4 protein-coding genes are annotated in these 3,603 nt (G+C 40.0%); 2 read left to right on the forward strand and 2 right to left on the reverse strand.

Translation table 11 applies throughout. The annotated features are described in order from the left end of the window. Positions 1–642 (forward strand): CRISPR-associated CARF protein Csa3 (gene csa3 / locus PLL47_RS14335; RefSeq protein ID WP_324447168.1); only part of this gene is annotated, 642 nt, incomplete at its 5' end. A 586-nt stretch (positions 643–1,228) separates the two neighbouring features. Here csa3 and PLL47_RS14340 read toward each other — a convergent pair. Beyond that, the gene (locus tag PLL47_RS14340; RefSeq protein ID WP_324447170.1) at positions 1,229–1,948 is read right to left on the reverse strand and encodes a DNA alkylation repair protein; all 720 of its coding nucleotides are present in this window, start codon (positions 1,946–1,948) and stop codon (positions 1,229–1,231) included. 123 nt (positions 1,949–2,071) lie between these two features. Here PLL47_RS14340 and PLL47_RS14345 point away from each other — a divergent pair, with 123 nt between their 5' ends. Continuing rightward, complete coding sequence (locus PLL47_RS14345) at positions 2,072–2,566, forward strand: GNAT family N-acetyltransferase (RefSeq protein ID WP_324447172.1); 495 nt, start codon at positions 2,072–2,074, stop codon at positions 2,564–2,566. Between the two features lie 101 nt (positions 2,567–2,667). Here PLL47_RS14345 and PLL47_RS14350 read toward each other — a convergent pair whose 3' ends face one another. Continuing rightward, a complete protein-coding gene (locus PLL47_RS14350; protein WP_324447174.1) occupies positions 2,668–3,024 on the reverse strand; it encodes a DUF5658 family protein in 357 nt (118 codons plus the stop codon). Between the last annotated feature and the right edge of the window lie 579 nt (positions 3,025–3,603).

A 3,603-nucleotide genomic window follows, 5' to 3' on the forward strand; every position in this document is an offset into this window, starting at 1 on the left:
GGAAAACATTTAACCCACCCAAACAATACTAATTCTCTAATGGCAAAGCTTACTCTAATTTCCACCATATATTCTCTTGAACCCGTTATCATCTGTGTGACGCGCCTCGCTCCTTCCAAGATAATACTCCTTTCAGAAGAAGGGGCAAATGAAAAGAAGCAGCAGTCTGAAGATATAATTGAAAAAACTTTTAAAAACGCGCTTGAGGTTGAGAAAAAATATACTGCTCTTTATGATACCGTCCGTGTAGCAAAAGATGTCGCTGAACTTATTGAAAAGGAACACGATAGAGGAAATCAGGTCATTGTCAATGTTTCAGGAGGCAGAAAGCCTCAGGCTTTTGGGGCGCTTTTCGGAGCTTATGCAAGAAACGATATGGTTCAGAGAATTGTTTATGTCACCGAAGAGGACAGCATGATGATTGATTTTCCGGTGCTGAGCTTCAATCTTTCGGAGACCAAGAAACTGATACTTGAAGAGATCCAGAAAGGTGTTTCTTCTGTTACCCAGATTGCGGCAACTGCCGGAATTTCTAAAGGTATGACTTACAACCACCTCAGAGAACTAAAATTAATGGGGTATATTGCAGACGGGGACAGTGGATACGTGATAACGGATGCAGGAAAAATTGCATCGATATGATTGGCTGAGGAGATTAAACACTGAAAAAAAGATTTTAAGAGAAACTATAATTTTTGCCTTTGTTTTTGCCTTTCTTTAACCTCCCTTTTCAAACTCTTAAACTTTTCACATTTTTGTATTTTATCTCATTAAACAGAAATAAAAAATCTCAAATTAATACGATATCTGGAGAAGCACAGAAAAATACAACCACATGATAAACTTTCTTATTAAAACTTTGAAAGTGAGAAATCCCTGCCATAACAGGGCAAAAAGAAAAAAATACTTGTGAAGATATTCATTAGATTGGCAGACAGACAAAGCTTTCACAGATGGATCCGCCTGCAGACCAGACTGCCGGCGAAATATATGGGAACAAAAACTGGGGAATATGGGGAGAAAGGAGCTGATAGATGCGGTAAGGGGTACTGCGTCGGGAAAACTCCTTCTCCCTTAACACCCTTTAAAACCTTAACATCCTCAAAATTATCTCTTTCAGCTTTCCTCCATCAAAAACAGTAAATCCTTTTCTTCAGAACTCCTGTAGAGCAGGAAGAAAGCTTCCTCTTTACAGGAGATCCCTTTCATGGTTTTATTGTTTCCTTTTTTATTTTTTCATGGCTTCAGCCCGGAGTTCCGGCGGGAGTTTTTCGATTGCGTACCTGAGGGAGGTTCTGGGCATTTCTTTTTTGTTTTCCATGACATATTCGAAGACTTCCTGCTGATGAGGTTTGCTGGCTTCTTTAAGCATCCAGCCGTAGCCTTTCCGGACAAGGTCGTCTTTGTCTGTCAGTAGGATATTTGCGATCGCAAAGACCTCGGGAAGGAAAAGGCCTTTTCTTGCAGGAAGGATAAGGGTTACGGCTGACGCACGCCTGAGCCAGCGATTGTCCGATTTTGCCCAGGTCTTCAGGTTTTCAACGAATTCCGGGAATTCCTCGATAAAAGAGCCGACCGCGTGGTTGCAGAGGGTGTCGCACTTAGCCCAGTTGTTAACATAGTTTTTAACCCATCTCTCGAAAACCGGAAAGTCGGCTTCAGTGTATTCTGCCCTTACCATGTATGCCCATTCGAAAGCGATAAAGGCTTCCTCGCAGTAGTCCGACTGCAGGAGTTTTTCCGCAAGGGAGAAAACTCTTTTTTTATCCGCCTTCCCTGCCTGCTCCATTTCCTTAAAATAGTTTTTTGCTATTTTTCCGACAGCCGCAGACTTTACTCCATAGCACTTCACTTCTTCTTTAAAAAATCGGGAATAGCTGTTTTGTGTCTTCTCGTCAATGCTTTCGGTCAGATCCTTTCTAATTCTGGATAAAATATCGGCTTGCACAGTTCTATATTTAATCAAAGGTGTTACTTATACTTTATTTTTAGGTTCATCAAACCAGCCCCGGAAGGAAAAAACAGGTAGGCGTTAAAAACGTTTTTCAGGAAAGAAACTTAATTTTCCATCATGCTCCGAGTAAAGATCCGCCCTCAGGAGATTTCCGATGCAGACCGTTTTTTTGAAATTCTCACACATATGGACTGTGAGTTTATAGAAGTCCCCATAAAGACCCTTGAGGACGAAAAACGGTTCCTTAAGATGAACGATGCCAGACGGAAAGCTAACTTCGAATACAACTATTCAATCCTTTTTGATGAAAACATTGTAGGAGCCTGCGGGATCATGATCGACCAGCACAGGCCTTGGGTCGGGGAAATTGGCTATTTTGTGGACAGCGCTTATCAGGGACAGGGTATTGCGACCGAAGCTATAAAGCAGCTTGAAAAAATAGGTTTTGGTGAACTGAAACTGAAGAGAATTGCTATCCTCATGGATACTCGAAACCTGGCAAGCGAGAAAGTTGCACGGAAGTGCGGGTATGAAAAAGAAGGGATCGCAAAAAAGATCCACAGAATAGAGAAAGAATATTATGACTGCTTTGTATATGCCAAAACAATGTAAACAGCAGCAGCAGGCAGATTAATCGAAATAGTAGAGCTTTTATCTGCCTTTGAAAAAAATAACAGGGGAGGAAAAGAGGTCTGATTACAACCTTCAAAGACTCAGAGCAGTCCCAGGGTCTCTATAAGACTGCTTCCGTACCAGACTACCATGAGGTTGTTTATCGTGACCAGAATGCCTACGGATTCTATTATGCGTTTTGTAAGCTCCCACCGCCCCTGTGATGTTTTTATTATTGGTGCTACGTAGAAGAGCAGAAGGACAAATGCGAATTTTATCAGCAGAAGATGGTAAATGCCGTAATTTTCCAGAATCATTGCAGGAACGGGGTTATATTCTGTACCGAACGGCAGGGCGTAAAAGGTAGATGCCCAGTCTCCTATCACATAGAACAGGATGATAAAACGAATATCGTACAGATAATTCCTGAATGAACTTCGATTGTATTGAACTTCCAATGAAAGACCTCCCACTACATACCTTTCTGTTTTTCGATAAATGTGACTATATTTTTTGAGCTAATATAAACATAAGAAACTAAGATAGAGGCTTAGAAACTTTAGAAAGGGGAACATAAAGAGTTTTAATAATATTTACATTGTTTATAGGCTGTAGAATGTGAAACAAAGAGTTATACTGGTTTAAATAAGCAAATAAACAGTAGAATATTAATTATACTGGTATTTTTATGAAATATTATAAAAGAGAGATAATTAAAGGCTTTCAATCACGTTTAAGAATGATATCAGGTCTCTTTTTTGAGAAGATAAACTGACTTCCCCAGATATAGTCTGAGAGGTTTTTTTCTGCTAAAACATTCCTTTAGATTAAGAGCTCTATTTAAGAGAGAGAAAAGTTTAAGAAGGAAGTTTCAACTAAAAGGAACGTTCCGGCAAAAAGAGAGTTCTGTAAAAGATGGGCCTTAAAAGGTTAGAAAAACAGAGAGATCTGAAAGCGTCATTAACAGGAGCCGGATACAAATAAGAACCCCGCTGTAGCAGTAAAAATACTGGCTGAAATAAAGTACTGGCTGAAAT

The organism is Methanosarcina sp., from assembly GCF_035390745.1.
GTDB lineage: Archaea > Halobacteriota > Methanosarcinia > Methanosarcinales > Methanosarcinaceae > Methanosarcina.

Excerpts from the sequence above, each read along its gene's own strand:
- PLL47_RS14345 (WP_324447172.1), top strand. The coding sequence starts at position 2,072 with ATGCTCCGAGTAAAGATCCGCCCTCAGGAGATTTCCGATGCAGACCGT.